Here is a 19,716-nt window from a genome sequence, read left to right on the forward strand (position 1 = left end):
AGGGGGACGGAGGTGGGAGGGGCGTGTGACAGACTCGGAAAACACGGCAGCTTCTACACCGCCGTAGAAGTTCTACACGACTGTAGAAGACAGGCGAGGAAACGACAAACCGATGGATGCGGGCGTACACGGACGGGGCCGGAAGCGGGCCAACGGCGAGCGGGAAGCCGAAGTTCTCGGCCTCCTCCTGCGCGCGGGGGAGGCGCTGACGGCGGGCGACGTCGCGGAGCGCCTCGGCGGTGCCCTCGCGTACAGCACGGTGGTGACCATCCTCACCCGGCTGTACGCCAAACAGCTGCTGACGAGGATGCCGCGCGGACGCGCCTACGCGTACGCCCCGGTCACCGACGACCCCGGGTTCGCGGCCCGCAGGATGAGCACCGTCCTCGACGGACGCCCTGACCGGGCGGCCGTGCTGGCCCGTTTCGCCGACGGCCTCACCACCGACGACGCGGAGCTGCTCCGCCACCTCCTCGACCAGGACACCGGCCGCTGACCGGGGGCCCACATCACGCACAGCTCCTACGCCACGCACAGCTCCCACGCCACGCACAACCCCCACGTCACGCACAGCCCCACACCACCGCCTTCAGGCCGGTGCCGTCCTCGTGCGTGCGGCGCGGGTCCGTGCCCTCCGCGCCCATGGCTCCCGCGTCCGCACCCGCGAACGGCCGCCCGCCCCTCCGATGGATGCCGTCGAACCCGATGAAGGCGGCGCCCACGGTTCCTGATCGGACATCAGTTCTTGGCCAGACATCAGATCACTGCCGGGGTCGACGAGTTCAAGGGTGTGTCCCTGCGGCGCCCGTCCGTCAGGACGCTCTTCACCACCGATGTGACGCAACTCGGCGACTCCGCGCCCGGTCCTCGAAGACCCGGGCGCCGCCGTTGTCCGGGACCGCCTTGGCGTCCAGCTTCCGACGGGGCGCGATGCCGCGGCCACGGGACCCGGTCACCGGCGACACCACTGACGTCACCACGTCCCACCCCGCCTCCGCGCGCGCCGGGCCAGGGCGCCGTCAGGTACGGGACGCACCCCGCCGGGCCCCGCGACGTCCCGCGGGCGGCAGCACCGGCGGTGGCCCCGACCCGTCGCGCTACGCCCGCTGGGTGCCTGTACCCAGCAGCCAGTCGTACGCGGCCTCGGCCGTGAACTCGCCGTGCCCGCCCGGGAACAGCAGCTCCGCGGTGGCGAACGCCCCCTCCGGCTCCGCGCCCGGCGCGAGCGGCACGGACGGCACCGCCAGGCAGCGCATGCCCGCCGCGTGCGCCGCCGCGACCCCGGGCGCCGAGTCCTCGATCACGGCGCACGCGCCGGGCGGCACGCCGAGGCGCCGTGCCGCCTCCAGGAAGACGTCGGGTTCCGGCTTGCCCGCCGCGACCTCCTCCGCCGACGCGGTCACCGTGAAGAAGCCCTCAAGGCCGCCGTGCGCGAGGGCCGCGTCGATGGCCTCACCCGAGGAACCCGACGCCACGGCCATCGGGACACCCGCTGTGTGCAGCCTCTCGACGAACTTCCGCATCTGCGGGAACACCTCGGCCGACGAGCGCAGTAGCTCCAGATACCGCGTGTTCTCCTCGGCCAGCAGCGCGTCCACCGGGGCGGCGAGAGCGAACCGGGCCGCCAGCACCTCCAGCGTCTCGCGGGTCCCGACACCGATGAAGCCCGCGTGCTGCTCCCAGGTGAAGTCCGCCACGCCGTGGTGCGCGAGCAGCCGACGGGTCGCCTCGTAGTACAGGGGCTCGGTGTCGACCAGGGTGCCGTCGAGGTCGAAGAGGACGGCCGTGGTCCGCGAAGTGCTCATGCCCCCAGCATGCCAAGGACCGTTCCGGCGGTGCGGGCCGGGCCGCACCCGACCTGCCGGTCGCGGCGGCTCGGCACGCGGCTGCCGCGTCGGGCCCGCCCTGCACGGCGACAGCCCGGCACCACGGTGTACCAGCGCAAACGTCCCTGCTACCGTCGCCGGGACCGCGCCGCCCGGCGCCACGCGCGCACGGTGGCCCGGCGGCAGCCGTCACAGCGGGCAGGGGCGGCCGGGCACGGCCGGCAGCAACGAGGAACAAGGGGAGTTGAGCGTGAGCGAGCACCACGGCGGACGCGCCTTCATCGGGTCGTACACGGGAGCGGGGGGCCGCGGCATCGTCGTCGCGGACGTGGCGGCGGACACCGGGGCGCTGACCGAGCGCTCGGTGCAGGACGCCCTGCCCGAGCCGTCGTACCTGAAGCTTTCCGATGACGCGGCAGTCCTCTACGCGGTCTCCGAGACGGACCACGGACTCGCCGCCGCCTTCCGGGTCGGCGCGGACGCGACGCTGGCGCCGCTCGGGGAGTTCCGCGAGCTCGGAGCCGCCGCCCCGGCGCACCTGACGCTCGCCGAGGGCCACCTGCTCGTCGCCAACTACGTCTCCGGCAGCGTCACCGTGCTCCCGGTGGGCGAGGACGGGGCCCTGGGCGCCGCGAGCAGCGTCCACGCGCACGAGGGCAGCGGCCCGAACGCCGAGCGGCAGGAAGGCCCGCACGCCCACCAGGTGCTGCCCGACCCGAGCGGCCGGTGGATCGTCGGCGTCGACCTGGGCACCGACTCGGTGCGCGTGTACCGGCTCGACGCGGCGGCCGGCACGCTCGCCGCGCACTCCGAGACGGTGCTGACCCGGGGCCGGGGCCCCCGGCACCTCGTGTTCCACCCGGACGGCCGGCACGCGTACGTCCTGCATGAACTGCACCCGTCACTGACGGTGTGCCGCTGGGACGCGGAGGCCGGGACGCTGGAAGCGCTGGGGGAGGCGCCGCTGCTGCCGGAGTCGGCCCCGGGGCGCGAGGAGAGCAACGCGTCCGCGATCGTGATGGACCACGGGGGACGCTTCGTGTGGGCCGCGAACCGCGGCCCCGACTCGATCTCCGTGCTGGCGCTCGACGACTCGGGCGAGAAGGCGGAACTCGTCACCACCGTGCCGTGCGGCGGCCGGTGGCCGCGCGACCTCGCACTGGACCCGGCGGGCCGCCGCCTGTACGCCGCCAACGAGCACTCCGGCGACGTGACCTGGTTCGATATCGACCCGGCTACGGGAGTCCCGGTGAAGGCGGGCGCGCTGGAACTGCCCGCGCCGGCCTGCGTGGTCTTCGACTGACCGTGGTGTTGACGCGGGATCGCCGCTCGTAGCGGCCGGTCCCCGCGCCTACGGCGGGACCCGTGCCGGAACCATCGGTTCCGGCACGGGTCCCGCACGGACGGCCACGGTCCGCGTACGCCGCCCGTCCGAGCACGTACGCCCCACTGGGAGGTGCGTACGACCCGGGAGCCGGCCTGCGCACCGGCTTCCCGCCACCCGCCCGCCCGTGCACCGCACCGGTGGACCGGCGGTTCACGGTGCGGGTGACTCCTGCGTCTGCGGGACGACACCCGTCGCCGCCACGTACCGCGCGAGTACCAGCTTGCCGATCGCCGGGTAGGCGCCCAGCGGCTCGGCCGACGCGCAGTCCGCCTCCTTCACCGCAGCGTCGAGCAGCCCCTCGGGCAGCTCGGGGCCCACGGCGTAGGGGGCGAGCGAGAGCTGGGCGGAGCCCGCGTCCCGCAGCTGCTGGGCGACGGCGGCCACCGCGCCCTCCTCGTCCAGCGCGGCCGCCATCACCGGCACCGCGAGGCGCGCGGCGAGCAGCATGCCCGTGATTCCGGCCGTCTGCACGGCCTCCTTGCCGCCCACGGAGGCGAGGATGATGCCGTCCGCCGCCGTGGCGACGGTGAACAGCCGGGCGCGGTCCGCGCGGGCGAGCCCCGCCTCCGACAGACGCACGTGCAGCGCCTCCGCGAGCAGGGGGTGCGGGCCGAGCACGTCGGTGACCTCGGCCTGGGCGCCGCTTCCCGCGACGGCCTCGCGTATCCGCGTGATCAGTGCGGCGTCGGCTGCCGCGAGGAGCGGTACCACCACGGCGGCGGGGCCCTCGGGCTCCGCGACCTCCCGCCCGGCGGCCTTGGCCAGCTCATGGCGCTCGTCGCGCAGTGCGGCCGCCCGTGCCACCGCACCGCCGACCGTCGGGTACTCCTGGTCGTCGCCGTCCAGGTAGGCGGCCGCGGCCTCCAGTCCCGGCAGTTCGGACCGGGTGATGCTCGCGAGTTCGTCGGCCAGCGCGCGGACCGCGGGGCCGGGCGTGCCGGGCACGGCCAGGACCAGCGTGGGCGCGCCCTGGGGAGCGGCCACGGTGTCCGGGCGTCGGTGGCGCCCCGACTGACGGGGGCGCGGCATTCGTACGGGCAGGCCGGGTGCGGGCCCAGTGGGGGTGCTCATGGCGCCGAATGCTACTGGTTTTGCCGGTGCGACTGTTCGGGGAGGGGCGGTATCCGAGCGAGCCGTCCGTATTTGTCGTTTAGGTGGCTTTCCGGTTATGCGCCCGGCGGTATCCCCGCACGCGGGGGGCGCCGTGCACGCCCCCGGTGGCGCGCCGCGGCGTACGCCGCAGCCCGGGCGTCAGGGGTGCGTTACGGACAACAGGCGCGGATCGAGCGGCAGAAGCGGCGCCCCGGCGGCCAGCGCGGCGGCCAGAGTCAGAGCCCCCGCGAGCGGGTCGCCCGCCGCGTCCGCGAGCGAAGCGTGCGGCAGGCGTGCCGCCAACCGGGCCCGTACGGGGGCCAGGAGCGGTGCGCCGATGCCGAACAGGCCACCGGTGAGCGCGACACGGCAGGCGCCGGAGGCCGGGCAGACCGCCGCGGCACAGTCCACGATGTGCCCGGCCGCCTCAGCGAGGATGCCGTCAGCCACCGGGTCGTCCCCGGCGCAGGCCGCCACCTCGGGAGCGAACGAGGCCAGCACGGCCGCCCGGTCCGTGCGCGGGTAGAGCAGCCCCGGCAGTTCGGGCGCGGGTCCAAGGACCGCCTCGGCGCGGGCCAGCAGCGCGGGGGAGCCGCCGCGCCTGCCGTCGTACGCGCGCATCGCCGCGTCCAGGCCGGCGCGGCCGATCCAGGCGCCGCCCCCGCTGTCGCCGAGGAGATGGCCCCAGCCGTCGGCCCTGCGCCACCGCACCAGGTCCGTGCCGAGGGCGATCATGCCGGTGCCGGCCGCGACGACGGCACCGGGACGCCGGCCGAGCGCACCCGCGTACGCGGTGACCGCGTCGGCAGCCAGAACGAGCCGGGGGACCCCCAGGGCGTCGAGGAGCGCACCGGGCAGCCGGGCCCGCAGGTCGTCGCCGAGCGTCGCCATCCCGGCCGCGCCGACGGCCACAGCCGCGAGCCGCCCGACCCGCTGCCCGCCGGCCGCCGAGGAGGGGGACGCCGCGTCCGCGTCCGCCAGCAGCTTCCGCGCGGCCGGGACCACCTGTTCGAGCAGGTGCTCCGCGTCGATGCCGCCGGCCCCCGTACGCACCGGCTCGGCCGTGGTGACGACGCCGGCCGTCCGTACGGCCGTCTCACCCGGCCCGCCCCGCGCGAGACCCAGCGCGATCCTGAGCCCCGATCCGCCGGAGTCGACGCCCAGCACGCGGTTCACGGCCGCCGCCGGTCCACGGGCTGCGCGCCCTGGAGGAGATCGTTGGCGCGGATGAACGGCCGTGAGCCGAGGAAGCCGCCGTCGGCCGACATCGGGGACGGGTGAAGCGACTCGATCGCCGGGCGGTCGCCGAGCGGTGGACGCGAACTGCGGGCGTCGCGGCCCCCGAGGATCGACACCCATGGCTTCCCGCACACGGCCGGCTTCCCGCGCGCAGCGAGGGCGCGGACGGCCTGCCCGGTGACCTCCTGCCGGCCCCTGCCCCGGTGCGCGGCGGTCCTGCGCGGCGCGGTCGTCAACGCCTTGTTGAGGAGCAGGACGCCGTGCCGGGTCCAGGGCGTGAGGTCACCGGTGGACGGCCTCGGCAGAACCAGATCGCTGCCCGGCTCCCCGTGGATGCTCTCCGGGCGGCCGGGCAGCGGGCGCACGTCGGGCGCGACGGAGAAACCGACCCCCACGGCGTGTGCGGGAGTTCCGGGACGCAGGTATGCGGGGCGAGAGGATGTCCTGGCGTGACGACGGCGAGTGAACGGACTGATCACTGGACGCACCGGACTCCTCCCGTCCCTCCTGAGCCGCCGCGCGCTCTGCTCGCGGCTTGATGATCTCGACGACGACGAAGGGTAGCGCCTTCGAGGTCGCCCCGTCCGGGAGGGCAACTGCTCCACCCGGCCCGACTGCTCCACCCGGCCCAGTAGAGTGATCGGCCGTGGCACCACGACCTTTGCACGAGCTTGTTGAACCCGGGTGGGCGAAGGCCCTCGAACCTGTCGCCGAACGGGTCGGCGCCATGGGGGACTTCCTCCGGGCCGAGATCGCGGCCGGCCGGACGTACCTTCCGGCCGGGCCGAACGTCCTGCGCGCGTTCCAGCAGCCCTTCGAGGATGTCCGGGTCCTGATCGTCGGACAGGACCCGTATCCCACCCCGGGGATGCCCATCGGACTCAGCTTCGCCGTGGCTCCCGACGTACGCAACGTCCCTGGCAGCCTGGAGAACATCTTCCTGGAGATGCATCACGACGTCGGTACGCCACGACCCTCCAACGGTGATCTGACGCCCTGGACACAACAAGGCGTTCTCCTTTTGAACAGGGTCCTGACGACGGCGCCCCGCCAACCGGGATCACACCGCGGCAAGGGATGGGAAACGGTGACGGAGCAGGCGATCCGCGCCCTCGTGGCCCGGGAGAAGCCACTCGTGTCGATCCTCTGGGGAAACGACGCCCGCAGCCTGCGACCGCACCTCGGCCGCTGCCCGGTCATCGAGTCCGCCCACCCGTCGCCCCGGTCGGCGGACCGCGGGTTCTTCGGCTCACGGCCCTTCAGCAGGGCCAACGACCTGCTCACACAGCAAGGGGCCCAGCCGGTCGACTGGCAACTCCCGTAACAGACACGCATTCTGCCCGCCCGGACGCGCCCGTGGGGGCGGAGGCCTCGACGTCGGCTCCGGCCTCTTCAACCTGTTCTCGATGACCCACCATGTCGAGTGCGTCGCGATCCTTGAACCTGTCGCAAAGGGCCGCTGACCTGCGGCTTTGATGGGTGTGCGTGATGTGCGCTATGTGCGTTACAGGCGATATCTTGAGCTGAAATGACGCTCTCGGAGGTATCTTGACGCTCGTCCGGATGGGCCGTCAGGGGCATTGCAGTGCTGGTCGGCACCTGTGGAACGAGAGCGCGGCGGCCGAACTCTTCGGAGAGTTCCAGGACGTCTGGGGGAAGAAGTACCCGGCGATCATCCGGCTCTGGGAGAGCGCCTGGGCCGAGTCCCTTACCTTCCTCTCCTTCGACGTTGAGATCCGCACGGCCGTCAGCTCGACGAACGCCATCGAGTCCGTCCACGCCCGGATACGCAAGGCGGTCCGGGCCCGCGGGCACTTCCCCACTGAGGCCGCCGCACTGAAGTGCGTCTACCTTGCACTGATGAGCCTCGCCCCGACCGGCAAGGGCCGCAAACGCTGGACGATTCGCTGGAAGGCGCCACTTAGACCGTGTCCTAGGTGGTGAGGCGGGCGAGTCGCTTGTAGCAGCAGAGGGCGGCGGCGAGTCCGAGGAAGGCCAGGTAGTTGCGGGGGTGGCGTTCGTATCGGTGGTTGAGGCGGCGGTAGCCGGTCAGCCGTGACATCGTCCGCTCGATGACCCAACGTCGACGCCCTAACCGTTCGCTGGACTCGACTCCCTTGCGGGCGATGCGTACGCCGATGTGCTTGCCCCATAGCCATTTCCGCAGGTGAGGGACGTCACATGCGCTGTCTGCATGCAGGCGTTGGGCTTGAAGTAGCGGCCGCGGTGAGGGTCGTGTCTCGTTTGGCGACTCTGAACCATGGGCTTCAGCGCGAGGCTGTCGTGGGTGTTCGCTGCGGAGACGCCGACAAGGAGGGGCAGCCCGTTCGCGTCCGACAAGACGTGCATCTTGGAACCCGACTTGCCCCGGTCCACGGGGTTCGGACCTGTGAGTTCGCCCCTTTATTAGCCCTCACGTGCGCGGAGTCGAGCACCGCCCGGGACAGGTCGAGCAGGCCGGCGTTGTCCAGGCGGTGCAGGATCTCCTCGTGGAGCCGGCCCCAGACACCGGCCCTCGACCAGATCAAGAACCTGCGGTGGGCCGTCGACTTCGATATCCCGAAGCATGGCGGCAAGGCCCGCCAGGCACAGCCGCTGACCAGGACGTAGATGTTCGCCGCGAACAGCGTCTCATCAGGCGTGTCCTGCGTCCCGCCGCCCTGCGGCCGCACCTTCGACGGCGGGATCAACGGCTCCGCGATCTCCCACAGACCGTCCGGAACAATCCAACTCCACGTACCTCGCCCCATGTTCAGCTCAACGAGACGCTTCCACATAGGACACGGTCTTGGCAGTCCCAGACGACGGCGTCGTCACCTTCCTCGACGAATGGGCTGACGAATGGGCCTACGCCTCCTACCGCCCTGGGACCGAACGACGCCAAACCCTCCCCCGGCCGGCTGCACACCTACGATAAACAGCTCGGACACACCGCGCTGGAGGGCCGACCACCGCCAGCCGCGTCCCCAACGTCCCGTGGGTTCGGCAGCTGTCTTGAACATCTCGCCGGGGCGGGGCCACAGTGCCGATCGGCCTGATCGAGCAGGTGGTCACCGCAGCTCTGATCGTCGTGCTGTTCGACAGTGGGCTGGGCACGGGGTGGCGTCGTTTCCACGAGGCAGCCGTACCTTTCGTCGCTCTCAGTGGGATGATCGCGACTACCGGTGCGGTGATGCTCATGGCTCACTATGACTGTGGCCTGTCGTGGCGCACCCCGCTGCCGTTGGATCGATCCTGACCCGGCTCCAGGTTCCAGACGGGGATGCGCATGGCCACGGAACCGGGTAGGCACACGCCCGGGCTCCGCGGCCGTGGCGCTCGGACTCGGACCAGCAGGCGGCGGTCGCATGCGCGGGAGGCGGGACAGTGGAACGCCTCTGGACGGGACTACTTGTCCGTGGCGGTGTCCTTCTCGGCCTGGGCGGCCGCGGACTCCGCCGCGTCCAGCTTCTTCTCCATCTCGGCCGCGCTACCACTGCCGGCAGACGACGAAGCGGTCGGTGACGCCTTGGTCCCACTCGTGGATTCGTGTCCTGAGCAGCCTGCGGTCAGCCCTGCGAGCAGGGCGAGTGCCGGTACGGCCGAGAACAGGGCGAGGCGCCGTCGGCGCGGGCCGCCGGGCAGCATCAGCTGCTCGTGTCGCTGCTGCCGGACGGGCTGGGACTCCCGTCCTTGGTGTTCTTCTTGCCGTTGTCGTGGGCCCCGCACCACGTCTTGACGTCCTTCAGGTCGTCCTGGCGCTGCTTGACGGTGGCGAGGAGGGATGTGCGGGTCGTGAGCCGGTGGCCGAGGTAAGTCGCGATCGCGGTGTCGCCCTGAGACTTCGCGTTGTCCACCCGCTTGTCCAGGCGCTGCACCGATCCGGCGACCTCGGGGCCCCCGTCCAGGCGCTTGAGCGCACGGTCCAGCCGCTTGTCGACCTTCGGCAGGCGCTTGCAGATCTGCCGATCCCCATCGCTCTTGGGAGCGTGTCCTGACGCAGGGGCAGCCGCGAGAGCGGTGGTGGTTGAGCCGGCCAGCAGGGCGGCCGCTGCCAGGCCGACGATGGCAGCCCGCTTGCGGTGTGCGGTGATGGGGAGCATGGATGCCTCCGGGCGCAGGGTGCGGCCTCCGCAGGCGCGGTGACCGATCAGGAGGCTAGAGGCGCTTCTTGGGAAAATCCTGTGACGGTGAGGACGGCGGTTTCGCACGCGGGCCACGAGGCGGCACGGACGGCCGTTCCGGGTCGGCTCTCAACCAGTTGAACCGCGCCGGGGCCGAGGAGATGCCCTGGCTCGTCGGAAGGCGGACGGTGACGCGGCAGCCATGCCCGCCGGGCCGTTCACCGGCCTCCGCCGTTCCGCGATGCAGTGCCGCCTGCTGGGCCACGAGCGTCAGCCCGAGGCCACTGCCCGAACTGCCGGGGCCCCGCCTGAATCGAGCGAACATCTCCTCGCGTACCCCGCTGGGTATTCCCGGACCGCGGTCGTCCACGGTAAGGATCAGCTCGTCGGTGTTCCGTTCGAGGACGACGTCCACCTCGACGGCGCCCGCGGGATCGCAGCCGTGGATCAATGCGTTGGCCAACAGGTTGTCCAGCATGAGCCGCAGGCCCGGCTCCCAGGCGTTCATGACGGTATCCGTGCCGGTCCGTAGACGCACGACGGCCTCGGGGGCTCGCCTGCGGGCCTCGGCGACGGCAGACTCGGCGATCTCCGCAACGTCTGTGTCATGGAAGGCGTTCGACTCCACCAGATCGGCGCGGCCCAGTGCCCGCAACTCGTCCAACAGGTTCCGCAACCGAGCATGTTCGGCGCGTAGCTCTCCGACGATCTCCGCGCGGTCCTGCGCGGGCAGGTCGGAATGGGCTTCGATGATGTCGAGATTGGTTCCCATCGACATCAGCGGTGTCCGCATCTCGTGGGACGCGGCGGAGGAGAACGAGCGGGCCGTGTCCAGGGCCTGGGCGATGCGCGCGGCCTGCTCGTCATAACGGTCCAGCACTGTAGCCATGGTGTCCGCCAGGTCGTCCACCTCACTGGTACCGGTCGGACGATGCTGGAACCGCACCGAGCTCGTCCGCGGATCGAGCCCGTTGGTGGCCTGTTGGAGTCTTCGCAGGGGGCGCGTCGCGCCGGTGGCGATCCCCCAGCCGACAGCACCGCCAAGAGGCGCGGCCACAAGTGCCGCCATGGCTACGCGCCGACGTACGAGACCCAGTTGAGTGCGAGCCGCGGTGTCGGGGGAGAACACCCACAGCGTGCCGGTGACCGAGGCTCTGCCCATGGTGAGGGACCGGGAGAGTACTCGCCACTGCCGCCCCCGGTCGCGGACGGTGACAGGCTGCCGGGCCTTCGCGGGCAGCCGCACGTCAGGGCCCGGCTGGGGGCCACCCGCGAACGTACCGTCCGGTCCGGTGACCCTGACCCCCACATCGAGCGCGTCAGCGTACAGCCGACGAGCCCGCGCCTGCTCGACAGTGTCGGGACGGTCGGCCGCGGCGGCCTTCAGTACGGTACTGGCCTCGGGGACCACGGCAGCGACTCGGTCCCGCAGGTGCTGGTCCTGTTCCCGGGACAGGTCTCGCGACACGAACTGCAGCACCAGCCAACCTGAAGCGAGGACGAGCAAGGGCAGTGTGAGGCCGACCGCGAGACCCAGACGGGTGGACAGCCTCACGACACACCGCCGTCCTGCTCCCGCAGGACGAATCCGACCCCACGCACAGTGTGCAGCAGTCTGGGACGGCCTTCCGACTCCAGCTTGCGCCGCAGATAACTGACGAACGTGTCGACAGCGTCGCTGCGCACTTCGGCGTCGTATCCCCAGACGCGTTCCAGCAACTGGCCGCGAGTGAGGACCAGACCAGCGTTGCGCGCAAGGCACACAAGCAGTTCGAACTCGCGCCGGGTCAGGTCGAGGGTGTGGCCATCGCGCCGCACGGTGTGCGCCGCCGGGTCGAGCACGAGATCCGCGACCCGTACGATCTCCTGGTCCGAGGGCGGTCTGCGGCGCAGCAGGGCGCGAAGTCGCAGTACCAGTTCCTGCAGGGCGAACGGCTTCACCAGGTAGTCGTCCCCGCCGGCCTGAAGACCGGCGATCCGGTCGGCCGCCTCGTCCAGCGCCGAGAGCATCAGAACCGGCAGTTCGACCCCGTCTGCCCGGAGCACGGCACACACCTCGATGCCGGAGAGACCGGGCATGGAGACGTCCAGCACGAGGACGTCTGGCGGTGCGGCCCTGATCACGGCGAGGGCGGCTTCGCCGTCGGGTGCGGTCCGCGTGCGGAAACCGTTGAGTCGCAGCCCGCGCTCCAGGGACCTGCGAGTCGCCGGGTCGTCGTCGACCACCAATACACCGCCGGAGGCCCCTTGGCGATCCATCCGTTCTCTCCGATCTGGCGGCCGTCCAGCGGCAGCCGACTTCGGACCGTATACCTCGTCCATGTGAGACCAGGCTTCGCCGATCACCGCCCCGACACCGCCGAGTATCTGCCCCCACCATGTCGAAGGCTCGCCGCAGTCACGGCAGTCTCCGGGCCGATGCACGGGATGCCCGACGTCGTCGGCCTTCACGAGACACCCGCACCTCCTGGACAGGCCACGGCCACGGTGGGCACACTCGTGGACGGTGGGGGCCATCGGCTACGTCGCAATTCCGGCATCATCAGTGACGGTCAGCCCGGCTGGTGGGCGTCTCGCCTGCCGTCGCCCGCCTTCCGCACGCGTTCTCGGTATCCGACAGTCCATTACCACCACGACTACAGGCCATCGCGAGGTTTCCACCAGGCCTTCGTGCCACGCCCGGATTCTTCGGAGTCTGCCTCTGCGGGCGTCCAGGCAACCCCGACCACGACGAGTTCGCATGGATCCTTGCCGGAAGATTCGGCCCGCCGATGTCACGTGCCTCCCGCCGCACCGCAGAGCCTCGACTGAAAGCCATCCACCGGACGCGGTCTTGTCCATAGACCACGGAGCACTGGACAGCTACCTGCGGTTTCCACACCAGGCGTGGGCCTCAGGCGGTGGCGAGGCAGCGGACCCGTTCGATCATGGCGTTCAGCACGGTTTCAAGCGAAACTTTGTCACGGCGGGCCTGATCCATGATCAAACCACCTTGCACGGCCGTGAGTAGGGCGAGGGCAAAGTATGCGGGGTCGGCGTCCGCCGTCAATTCACCCCGGTCCTGCATGACCTGCAGCCCTACGTGCAGGCCGTCCTCCCACGCGCCGTAAGCTGCGGCGAGTCGGGCGTGGGCCTGCAGGTCGCGATCGGACAGCTCTGCGGACAACGCCCCGATCGGACAGCCGCCCTGGCACCCGACGGCCCGCTGGGCAGCGATGATGGCATCGCGCCAGGCTTCGAGTGCCCGCAGGGCGCGGTATTGGGAGAGAGGTCGCGATCGCGCTCGCGGACGGGGGCGTGACGTCGGCCCTTGTAGCGAGGTCCGAACACGAACTGTCCGAGACCGCCCGCCTGGTGGAAGGCCGCGGTGGCAAAACCCTGGCTCTGGTCGCGGACCTCGCCGATTCCGCGGCGCTCGCCACGACCGTGGACCGCGCGGTCTCCGCGCTCGGCCCGATCGGCATGCTCGTCAACAACGCCGCGACCGTCGAGCCGCTCGGCCGCAGCGCCGGAATGGATCCCGCCACATGGGCCCCCTCGCTCGGCATCAACGTGATCGCACCGGCATCCCCGCCTTCGCCGTCCTCCCCGCCATGATCGAGGCCGGGTGGGGAAGGATCGTCAACGTATCCAGCATCGTGGTGGCCCACCCCGCAGCGATGATCGGCGGCAACGCGTACGCCACAACGAAGGCAGCCCTCGAGGCGCACACCACCAACCTGGCGGCCGAACTGGCCGGCACCGGAGTCACGGCCAACATCTACCGCCCCGGATCCGTGGACACCGCCATGCAGGAACTCGTCCGCACCAAGGGCTCGGGACGGGTGAGTGAGGAGACCCACGCCCGCTTTCTTCGAAACCACGAGCAGAGAATGCTGATCACACCTCAGACTTCAGCTGTCCCCTGGTCGCACGGCTCACCTCGGACGCCTCCGGCCAGATCTGGGACGCCTCGGATCCGCTCTGAGCCACTTCCACAGGGGTTCGTCAGCAACGACACACCCGCTGACCTCTCCTGCGGCCACAGGACGCGGGGGGCCGGCCGGCTCCCGGGCGGGACGCAGCCTGCCGGAGCTGCCTCGCGCAAGTCGGTCTGCGAAGCGCGAGCGACGCTCTGCAGGGGCAGGGAGAGTGCCGTGGAGCTGTCCCACGCCGATGTTCGGCCCGGGGGTACGGCACGGCGCCGCAAGTGATTGCCCGCAGTTCGCTGTCCCGCACGACCACTTTGGCAGCCGGGGCGAGAAACGAGGGGAACTGGGTCGGTCGGCACTGCGGCGATTCGGCTCGTTCGGCTGCCCGTCCAGCATGCCCTCGACGGTGGAGCGTTTGATCATTCGGAGCGCCGTGGGCGCAATGACATCGAGGTGTGTCCCGGCTGCGCCGATGGCGGCGGACTTGCACGTGGCCCTTTTCCCCTCCTCCGGAGGCGGGCCAGAGCCGCCCGGTGGCTGGGAAAGCCCTTCGACGGCCTAGCATCGATCACTCCAACCCGCCGATGTCGCCTGCGCAGCAGGAGAAGCAACTGAACGCCCTCCTGACGGACATGGGCTGACGGACCTCGCTAGTACTCCAGCAGCGGATTGTGTCCTGAGCTGCGTCTTTTGTAGTGGCAGTGGCGAGCGACAGCTTGTCGGTGCCGTCTCCAGGTCGACCAGTTCAGTGTGTGGGTGACCTGTCGAGGTCGGCTCGCGGGTGGGGCAGGAAAGCGTCCAGGAGTCTGCGGATCTCTGCCAGGGTGAGTGGGGCGAGGGGTGATTCGTTTCTGCACCCCCCTTTTCGGTCTGGCCTGCCTGCGCCGCCAGTGCGGCCAGGACGGCGTGGGCGAGCACGGCGAGGGTGATGTGCCGATACCAGCCGACGTAGCGGCGGACCTCGTATTCGTCCATGCCGCACTCGTTCTTCGCCGACTGGAAGCATTCCTCGATCGCCCAGCGCGCACCGGCCACCCGCGCAAGGTCGGCGACCGTGCAACTGGTGGGTGCGTAGGCGAAGTAGTAGCCGATCTCCTCAGGCCGAGCCAGACTGCGCCAGGCCAGGACCCAACGGTGATGGGTCGGCTGGTCGCCGTCGAAGATGCTGATCGACGGCACCCTCGCCCTCGCCCAGTCGTAGATCCGCGGGCCCTTCGCGCCGTCTGGGCACGAGAGCCGCTGCCAGGCATCTTCCGGCGCCTGGGCAATGAGCTCGTCGATCCGCCAGAACCCGGCCAGACTTTTGACCTGCTGCGACTTCGGGACAGCGACGACATAGCCGACGCCGAGCTCCTCCAGCAGGCGACGAAACTTCCACTCCTGCCCATATGCCTCGTCCGCCGTCACCCACTGCGCGGGCAGACCCGCAGCAAGACAGCGGGTGACCATGGCTTTCGCCATCTCGCCTTTGGTCGCGAACTCCCGCTCCTCAGGGATCTTCGCCGCCCGGCAACGCTCCCGGTCACCCATCCACGCCTTCGGGAGACACAACTCCCGGTCCACCAGGGCACGTCCACGAGGTGTGGCGTAGGCGGCGAACACTCCGATCTGACAGTTGTCGATCTTGCCGGATGCCCCGGGTGTACTGCCGGCCCACCCCTGCCGACGAAGCCCCCTTCTTGATGAAGCCGGTGTCATCAATGATCAACACGCCACCCTGACCGAGCGTGTCGGCCACGTGCTCCCGCACTCCCGCACGTCGTCCCGAAGGGCATCCGCATCCCAGACGCTTGAGTGCAACAGCCTCTGGAAGCCGTCAGGAGTACGGTGACCTGCCCACTCCGCGAGCTGCCAGCCATTCTTGCGCGCCGCACGTCCCAGCAGGCCACGGACGTAATCCCGCATCCGCCACCGCAGATCCGCCCGAGCGAACCGACCCGCGACCCGAGCGAGCACCAACTCCAACTCCGCTGACCAGGCAGCGACGTTACTCATGCCCTCCATACCAGAATAACGACAACAACCAGCTCAGGACACGATCCGCTGCTGGTGGAGTACCAGGGCCTGACCTGTCGGGGATCTTGGTTTCCGGGGTTTTCGATCATGATGAAGATGCCGGGCGAGCGATCCGTTTCCACTGCTCAGAGGCTCAGCGAGTAGGCCGTCAGCTCGATGGAGAACGGGGTGGCGACCTGGTGACCGTTGGGCGAACGCATCGTTCGTGCTCTCTCGTGTTGGAGTTGCTGTCGTGACGGGTGTGTCGATGGCGTTCACTCGTTCGTGGTAGCCGCTCCAGGAACCATGGCCCCCGTGATCCGGGCTAGTGGGACGGTTGGCGCCCACGATTTCGGAGGTTCGAGATGTGTGTCCGCAAGCAACCGCCTGTGGAGCGATGAGGACTTCGAGGAGGGGTTCCCGCGGGACGGCAAGCCGGGCCTGTCACCTGCCCAGTTGGCGACCGTGTCGGTCCTGCAGTTCCTGCTGGAGCTGTCCGACCGGCAGGCCGCCGAGTCCGTGCGCAATCGCATCGACTTCAAGTGCGCCCTGGCCATGGATCTGGAGGACCCCGGCTTCCACCACAGCGTGCTGGCCGACTTCCGCGAGCGTCTGGCCGTGGAGGGCCGGGTAGACAAGCTGCGCGACCTGGCGCTGGAGAAGATCAGGCTGTCGGCCTGGTGCGGCAGCGCGGCCGGCAGCGCGCCGACTCCACCCACGTCCCGGCGAGCGGTCCGCGATCTGACCCGCCTGGAGCTGGTCACCGAGGCCATGCGCGCCGCCCTGGAAGAGCTCGCCCGGCGGGCGCCACACGAACTGGTCGGCCTGGTGACCGAGGACTGGGGCAAGCGCTACGGCCGTGCGGCCCGGCTCGGTAAGAAACCCCTCCAAGCCCAAGACCCGGATCAAGGACACCGGCGAGGACGCCCGCCTGCTCCTGCGCTACGTCCACCGCTACCTGCCCGCCCTGCGCGACGGCGAGCAGGTTCAGGCCCTACGTCAGATCTTCGTGCAGAACTACATCCTCGCAGGACCGGCCGAAGTGGCGCGAGCCCGAGGAGGCCGGCCCTCGCCCTCAGCTCTCGCCATCGTCTCGCCCTACGACGTGAGCGCCCGCTACGCACGCCGCGGTGAGACCAGCTGGAAAGGCATCCTCGCGCACGTCACCGAGACCAGCGACCCCGACACCCCCAGCGTGATCACCGACGTGACCACCACCAAGGCCCCCGTCCACGACACCAAGGCCCTGCCCGGCATCCTGGCCAACCTCGATGATCGGAACCTGCTGTCGAAGGAGCACTTCGTCGACGGCGGCTACCTCTCCGTCGCGCTCAAACAGCAGGTCGCCCGCGAGCACGGCCTCGGCCTGGTCGGAGCCATCCGAGCCAGAAGCGCCCGCCATTCCCGCAAGGGCACCGTCTTCCACCGCGAAGCATTCACCATCGACTGGGACGCCCAGCAGGTCACCTGCCCGCAGGGCAAGGTCAGCCGCCGGTGGTCAACACCGCCCTCCCTCGCGCCCTACGTCAACGCCGAGTTCGCCTCCAGCGACTGCCGGCAGTGCCCGGTGGGGCCGCCTGCACCGACGCCCGCAAGGTCTCCTTCCTGGACTTTTCAAGATCCTCGACAGCGTCAGGCACTCACCGCGGCGGTCCTCGGCGTGCAGGGGCTTCCTTGCGGATTCACTCGTCGATCGGAGCAAGTTCCTGGGATGTGTACTTCGGCGCTCCGTGAACACGAGCGCGGTGCCCAGAAGGACAGCAAGCACGAGCAACACCAGGGGGACAACTGCAGTGAAGCCCTGCTGCTGTCCTTGGCTCAGTTCGTATGCCAAAGCGGTCAGCATCGGCGGCGCGAGCAGCGCCCCGCTGCCGCGGCCTGTTCTGTCGCGACTGCCTGGTGTGGCTTGTCAGTGGCAGGGAATCTGCCGGGCGGTGAAGATCTGGGCCGTGCCGTTGCGGGTGTCCGTCCATACCGGATGGAAGGACTGATCCGGCCCGGTGGTGAGCCCTTGGTAGTTACCGAGCCAGGGACTGTCGCCGGTATCCACCGCTTGAAGGGGGTCGAACGGGGTTGAGGTGAGCCCGACTGGAGGTCGAAACCGAAGGTCGAAAGTGGCGGCTCGTGGTGCCGGAGCCTGAAAAAGCAGGACGTCCATGAGACGTGTGCTCAGGCTCAGCGCGTAGACGGTGATGGCGATGTGTTCGTTGTTGCTGGCGATCTGGGGTTGCAGGTAGATCGTGTCCGAGCTGGTGGCAACATCTACTGCCGTCTCCTGTGACCTGTTGTTCAGGCCGCGGAAGGGGATGGCCATCAGGCGAGAGACGCCCGTCGCTTCATCGAACGCGGTCGTCACCGCACAAAACGCCCCACGCTCGTCCAGTGCGGCAAGCGCGGGCACGCTGCGTGCCGACAGCGGGCTGAGGTTGGGCACGGTCTCCTGGATCTCCACCAGCGTCTGCGCTGGCTGGAAAGTCGCACCGCGATCATGGGAGGTGGTCGCGCACACTGCCAGCGCACCAGTGGGGGAGGGGGTGGTGTAAAGCACGCACAAGGTCCCGGACTCGCCCACGGCCAATACGGGGGCGGATGCGGCGGGCCCGGTGAAAGGCAACGTGTGCGTCTCCTGGAACGTCTGTCCGCCGTCGTCGGATCGGGTGATGACCAGTCCGTCGGCGGCGGTGCCGAACAGTCGTGCTACGACATGGAGCGTGGCCGGGGCGCCAGGTTGACGGCCTGCGACGACCATCGAGGGGTGGTCTGCGAGCCCATCACCGCCGCTCACCGCTGTGACGGGCTGGGCAAATCGGTTCCGCGCGGAGTCAAATCGCCAGACCAGTGCATCGCCCTGCCGGGACGCCGCGGTGGCCTGCACTGCGCAAACATATCCACGACCCTCCTGGTCGAAGCCGACCGTGGGGTTCCCGCAGGCATCCGGCACCAGATTGGGCAACAGGCCCAGAGCCTGCCAGCGGAGGCCACCGTCATCCGAGTGGTAAGTAGCCACGCCGATCCGTGAGCCGATGAACACCCTGCAGGCCGCGAGCAAATGACGCGGATCAATCGGGTCCACGGCAACCACAGGTTCGACATGAGCGGTGAACTCATCGGATGTCACCCTTCTGGAAGCAGGCGACCCGGCGGAAGCCGGCGCAGCCGAGGCCAGGTTCGCCAACGCCACACCGGCGAAGCCGACTACCGTGCGTCGTGCCACATCGCCTCCCTGACCAGAAGCCATCGCGTCCTCCCGTGCGCTCCTACCAGGACACCCACCCCATCGGTGCGGAGACAGGTCCCGGTTGTGGGGAATCCTCGTCGGCGCCCTCACTTCTGTCATCCGCATGGAGTCGGAGCAACCCTCCTCTTCGAGGTGCACAGTCTCGAAGGATGTCCCCTACACCCGTGGAAGCGTTGAGCGCCGGCGGCCCAGGGCAGATGATCTCGTCGAAGTTCACTGGCCGATTGCGGATGCTGCCGCGGGGCCGATGGGGGTAGCCGGGAAGACCGTCAGCCGAGCGATGTCCTCGGCCAGGGTGGGCTGGCGCAGCGCTACGGCCGTTTCGGCATCGGTATCGCACCGCTCATCAGCGGGCACGAGAAACAACGCGAGCTGGCCTCGCGACTGATCACCCTGCTCCTCGAAGGCATCACCACGTCCGCACCGCACCGGCCCGTAACGCGGCCGAGGCCCGACCGCACGGGAGGCAGGCGCACCCCCGAACCCGCCGATCCGCCGCACGTCCACAAGGCGAACGAGGAGGCCGGACACGCCCGCGACAACGCTCCGGCGGCGCACCCGTGCATCCGCCCCCGGCCACGCGCACAGCTACGCGCCACCCGCATCATCGTCCTCGACCAAGGAAACCTCACCGAAGAGGGCGCCCACCCCACCCTCCTCCAGCAGGACGGCACATACGCAGCCATATGGCGCGCGCAGGCAGACACGTACACATAGCGCATGCGCCGCACCCGCGGATAGCGGCTGCCAGGGGCGAACCTGGCCTCCTTGCCTTCCCGGCCGGCCAGGAAGGCACCTCCTGACCGGATGGGCGCCCCGACCCGGGGGAGGCGCCCCGACCCGGGAGGCGCCGCGAGCCGGATGGGGCCTTTCGGGCCCCGCGCGCGGGCCATCCGGACGGGGCCGGGCCTTCCGGCGGGGGCAC

17 protein-coding genes and 4 pseudogenes are annotated in these 19,716 nt (G+C 70.2%); 8 read left to right on the forward strand and 13 right to left on the reverse strand.

Annotation, left to right across the window (positions count from 1 at the left end):
• Positions 1-112: 112 nt before the first annotated feature.
• A complete protein-coding gene (locus tag OG310_RS30980) occupies positions 113-496 on the forward strand; it encodes a BlaI/MecI/CopY family transcriptional regulator (RefSeq protein ID WP_329459143.1) in 384 nt (127 codons plus the stop codon).
• Positions 497-563: 67 nt separating this feature from the next.
• On the opposite strand, the gene OG310_RS30985 is transcribed toward OG310_RS30980, so the two are convergent.
• Together OG310_RS30985 and OG310_RS30990 are read right to left on the reverse strand one after the other, a co-directional pair.
• Positions 564-722, reverse strand: a complete 159-nt coding sequence (locus OG310_RS30985) for a hypothetical protein (protein ID WP_329459144.1) — start codon at positions 720-722, stop codon at positions 564-566.
• A 375-nt stretch (positions 723-1,097) separates the two neighbouring features.
• Positions 1,098-1,805, reverse strand: a complete 708-nt coding sequence (locus tag OG310_RS30990) for an HAD family hydrolase (protein ID WP_329459145.1) — start codon at positions 1,803-1,805, stop codon at positions 1,098-1,100.
• A gap of 271 nt (positions 1,806-2,076) precedes the next feature.
• On the opposite strand from OG310_RS30990, the gene OG310_RS30995 reads away from it, so the two are divergent.
• On the forward strand, positions 2,077-3,129 hold the full coding sequence (locus tag OG310_RS30995; protein ID WP_329459146.1) for a lactonase family protein: 1,053 nt from the start codon (positions 2,077-2,079) through the stop codon (positions 3,127-3,129).
• 234 nt (positions 3,130-3,363) lie between these two features.
• Here OG310_RS30995 and OG310_RS31000 read toward each other — a convergent pair whose 3' ends face one another.
• The 3 genes and pseudogenes from OG310_RS31000 to OG310_RS31010 form a co-directional block, all read right to left on the reverse strand.
• A complete protein-coding gene (locus OG310_RS31000) occupies positions 3,364-4,284 on the reverse strand; it encodes a sirohydrochlorin chelatase (RefSeq protein WP_329459147.1) in 921 nt (306 codons plus the stop codon).
• Between the two features lie 180 nt (positions 4,285-4,464).
• Positions 4,465-5,481 carry an N-acetylglucosamine kinase gene (locus OG310_RS31005; RefSeq protein ID WP_329459148.1) on the reverse strand — a complete coding sequence of 339 codons (1,017 nt, stop codon included), beginning with the start codon at positions 5,479-5,481 and terminating at the stop codon, positions 4,465-4,467.
• Positions 5,478-5,954 (reverse strand): annotated as a pseudogene (locus OG310_RS31010) (uracil-DNA glycosylase); the annotation flags it as partial. The gene OG310_RS31005 and the pseudogene OG310_RS31010, both read right to left, overlap by 4 nt.
• Before the next feature lie 236 nt (positions 5,955-6,190).
• On the opposite strand from OG310_RS31010, the gene OG310_RS31015 reads away from it, so the two are divergent.
• Together OG310_RS31015 and OG310_RS31020 are read left to right on the forward strand one after the other, a co-directional pair.
• Positions 6,191-6,868, forward strand: a complete 678-nt coding sequence (locus OG310_RS31015; RefSeq protein WP_329459149.1) for a uracil-DNA glycosylase — start codon at positions 6,191-6,193, stop codon at positions 6,866-6,868.
• A gap of 281 nt (positions 6,869-7,149) precedes the next feature.
• A pseudogene (locus OG310_RS31020) lies at positions 7,150-7,488 on the forward strand (transposase); the annotation flags it as partial.
• On the opposite strand, the pseudogene OG310_RS31025 reads toward OG310_RS31020, so the two are convergent.
• A pseudogene (locus OG310_RS31025) lies at positions 7,478-8,294 on the reverse strand (IS5 family transposase). The pseudogenes OG310_RS31020 and OG310_RS31025 overlap by 11 nt on opposite strands.
• A 272-nt stretch (positions 8,295-8,566) precedes the next feature.
• On the opposite strand from OG310_RS31025, the gene OG310_RS31030 reads away from it, so the two are divergent.
• Positions 8,567-8,782: a hypothetical protein gene (locus OG310_RS31030; protein ID WP_329459150.1), complete on the forward strand. Its 216-nt coding sequence runs from the start codon at positions 8,567-8,569 to the stop codon at positions 8,780-8,782.
• 149 nt (positions 8,783-8,931) lie between these two features.
• On the opposite strand, the gene OG310_RS31035 is transcribed toward OG310_RS31030, so the two are convergent.
• From OG310_RS31035 to OG310_RS31055, 5 genes are all read right to left on the reverse strand, one after another.
• Entirely contained in the window at positions 8,932-9,171 is a 240-nt protein-coding gene (locus OG310_RS31035; protein WP_329459151.1) for a hypothetical protein, read from the reverse strand.
• Positions 9,171-9,626 (reverse strand): hypothetical protein, encoded by a 456-nt coding sequence (locus OG310_RS31040; protein ID WP_329459152.1) that lies wholly within the window; start codon positions 9,624-9,626, stop codon positions 9,171-9,173. The genes OG310_RS31035 and OG310_RS31040 overlap by 1 nt, the downstream gene beginning before the upstream one ends.
• Positions 9,627-9,681: 55 nt before the next feature.
• Positions 9,682-11,202 carry a sensor histidine kinase gene (locus OG310_RS31045; RefSeq protein ID WP_329459153.1) on the reverse strand — a complete coding sequence of 507 codons (1,521 nt, stop codon included), beginning with the start codon at positions 11,200-11,202 and terminating at the stop codon, positions 9,682-9,684.
• Entirely contained in the window at positions 11,199-11,906 is a 708-nt protein-coding gene (locus tag OG310_RS31050; protein WP_329459154.1) for a response regulator transcription factor, read from the reverse strand. Before OG310_RS31050 ends, OG310_RS31045 begins: the two co-directional genes overlap by 4 nt.
• Before the next feature lie 634 nt (positions 11,907-12,540).
• Positions 12,541-12,897 carry a TetR family transcriptional regulator C-terminal domain-containing protein gene (locus OG310_RS31055; RefSeq protein WP_329460471.1) on the reverse strand — a complete coding sequence of 119 codons (357 nt, stop codon included), beginning with the start codon at positions 12,895-12,897 and terminating at the stop codon, positions 12,541-12,543.
• Between OG310_RS31055 and OG310_RS31060 the strand changes: the two genes are divergently transcribed.
• Positions 12,888-13,244: an SDR family NAD(P)-dependent oxidoreductase gene (locus OG310_RS31060; protein ID WP_329459155.1), complete on the forward strand. Its 357-nt coding sequence runs from the start codon at positions 12,888-12,890 to the stop codon at positions 13,242-13,244. The two genes, OG310_RS31055 and OG310_RS31060, sit on opposite strands and share 10 nt — an antisense overlap.
• Positions 13,241-13,840 carry an SDR family NAD(P)-dependent oxidoreductase gene (locus OG310_RS38620; RefSeq protein WP_443078772.1) on the forward strand — a complete coding sequence of 200 codons (600 nt, stop codon included), beginning with the start codon at positions 13,241-13,243 and terminating at the stop codon, positions 13,838-13,840. The genes OG310_RS31060 and OG310_RS38620 overlap by 4 nt, the downstream gene beginning before the upstream one ends.
• Before the next feature lie 582 nt (positions 13,841-14,422).
• Here the strand turns inward: OG310_RS38620 and OG310_RS31065 are convergent.
• Positions 14,423-15,553, reverse strand: a pseudogene (locus OG310_RS31065) (IS701 family transposase); the annotation flags it as partial.
• A gap of 369 nt (positions 15,554-15,922) precedes the next feature.
• Here OG310_RS31065 and OG310_RS31070 point away from each other — a divergent pair.
• Positions 15,923-16,687 carry a transposase gene (locus OG310_RS31070; protein ID WP_329459156.1) on the forward strand — a complete coding sequence of 255 codons (765 nt, stop codon included), beginning with the start codon at positions 15,923-15,925 and terminating at the stop codon, positions 16,685-16,687.
• 775 nt (positions 16,688-17,462) lie between these two features.
• Here OG310_RS31070 and OG310_RS31075 read toward each other — a convergent pair.
• Positions 17,463-18,767, reverse strand: coding sequence for a sialidase family protein (locus OG310_RS31075; protein WP_329459157.1), 1,305 nt, complete (start codon positions 18,765-18,767; stop codon positions 17,463-17,465).
• Positions 18,768-19,716 lie beyond the last annotated feature (949 nt).

The organism is Streptomyces sp. NBC_01497 (assembly GCF_036250695.1).
GTDB lineage: Bacteria > Actinomycetota > Actinomycetes > Streptomycetales > Streptomycetaceae > Streptomyces.

What these genes read in the sequence shown, in the direction of transcription:
- OG310_RS30980 (WP_329459143.1), top strand. Translation starts at nt 113, where the DNA reads ATGGATGCGGGCGTACACGGACGGGGCCGGAAGCGGGCCAACGGCGAG.
- OG310_RS30990 (WP_329459145.1), bottom strand. Translation starts at nt 1,805, where the DNA reads ATGAGCACTTCGCGGACCACGGCCGTCCTCTTCGACCTCGACGGCACC.
- OG310_RS31000 (WP_329459147.1), bottom strand. Translation starts at nt 4,284, where the DNA reads ATGAGCACCCCCACTGGGCCCGCACCCGGCCTGCCCGTACGAATGCCG.
- OG310_RS31035 (WP_329459151.1), bottom strand. Translation starts at nt 9,171, where the DNA reads ATGCTGCCCGGCGGCCCGCGCCGACGGCGCCTCGCCCTGTTCTCGGCC.
- OG310_RS31040 (WP_329459152.1), bottom strand. Translation starts at nt 9,626, where the DNA reads ATGCTCCCCATCACCGCACACCGCAAGCGGGCTGCCATCGTCGGCCTG.
- OG310_RS31050 (WP_329459154.1), bottom strand. Translation starts at nt 11,906, where the DNA reads ATGGATCGCCAAGGGGCCTCCGGCGGTGTATTGGTGGTCGACGACGAC.
- OG310_RS38620 (WP_443078772.1), top strand. Translation starts at nt 13,241, where the DNA reads ATGATCGAGGCCGGGTGGGGAAGGATCGTCAACGTATCCAGCATCGTG.